Origin of the sequence: Okeania sp. SIO2F4 (assembly GCF_010672385.1) — a bacterium.
Taxonomy (GTDB): Bacteria; Cyanobacteriota; Cyanobacteriia; order Cyanobacteriales; family Microcoleaceae; genus Trichodesmium.
Genome location: NZ_JAAHGT010001468.1, coordinates 1 through 1,186, shown reverse-complemented (window position 1 = coordinate 1,186; position 1,186 = coordinate 1). Strand labels below are relative to the sequence as shown.

Sequence of the window (1,186 nt, the reverse complement as noted above, 5' to 3'; positions counted from 1 at the left end):
TTCAACCAGTAGAACAAGCTCTCAAGGATGCTGGGATGAAGCCAGAAAATATAGACAGGATTATTCTTGTGGGAGGATCTACTAGGATACCAGCAGTTCAAGCAGCAATAGGTAATTATTTTAATGCTAAAGCTTCTGATACTTCCGTGAACCCAGATGAAGCTGTGGCTTTGGGGGCAGCGATTCAAGCTGGTATTTTAGGCGGTGAAGTTAAAGACCTTTTGTTATTAGATGTGATTCCTCTGTCCTTGGGGTTAGAAACTTTGGGAGGAATATATACTAAGGTGATTGAGAGAAATACTACAATTCCTACCAGTCGCTCCCAAATGTATTCTACTGCTGTGGATGGACAAACGTCTGTGGAGATTCATGTTCTCCAGGGTGAGCGAGCAATGGTTAAAGATAATAAAAGTCTAGGTAGATTTTTACTGAAAGGAATTCCTCCTGCTCCGAGGGGTATACCACAAATAGAGGTTAATTTTGATATAGATGCTAATGGAATTCTGAAAGTTAAGGCTCTAGATCAAGGAACGGGTAGAGAACAAAGTATTGAAATTAGTAATACAGGTGGTCTGAGTGAAGCAGAAATTCAACGAATGCAGCAAGAAGCAGAAGTTTATGCAGAACAAGACAGTCAACAAAAACTATTAGCAGAATTGAGAAATCAGGCAGATACTCTTTTATATAACTATGAAGCAACTATTAAAGAACATGGTGATGTTATTGATGAAGAGTTATTAACAGAAGTTGGTAATAGTTATGAGCAGTTGAAACAAGTTTTGATTAATTCTGAAACTGAAGTTAATTATGAACAACTAAATCAGCAGATTGAAGTATTTAGGCAACAGCTTTTTGCTTTAGGTGAAACCTTATATGAACAAGGAGGAAGTGAAAAGTTGAAGTTACCAGAAGAAGATCAAAGTTCTAAGATGCTTCAAGATTCAGAAATTACACAACCAGAAACTTATAAAGAAGTAGAACCAAAAATTCCAGAGTCAGAAACTTATAAAGAAGTAGAAAGTGAGATATTTGTTGATACTAACTCAACTACAAATGACCATGTAAATTCAACCAAGATTCAGGAAAAAACTGAAGATCCTGAGAATGAATTTGGTAAAAATCCCTTTCTATAGATAAAGAGGGAGTAGGGAGTAGGGAGTAGGGAGTAGGGAGTAGGGAGTAGGGA

General features: G+C 37.0%; 1 protein-coding gene. It reads left to right on the top strand.

All coding sequences use genetic code 11. From position 1 onward, the window contains the following. A partial coding sequence (locus tag F6K22_RS41285) for an Hsp70 family protein (RefSeq protein WP_293110999.1) occupies window positions 1-1,133 on the top strand: 1,133 nt, incomplete at its 5' end. Between the last annotated feature and the right edge of the window lie 53 nt (window positions 1,134-1,186).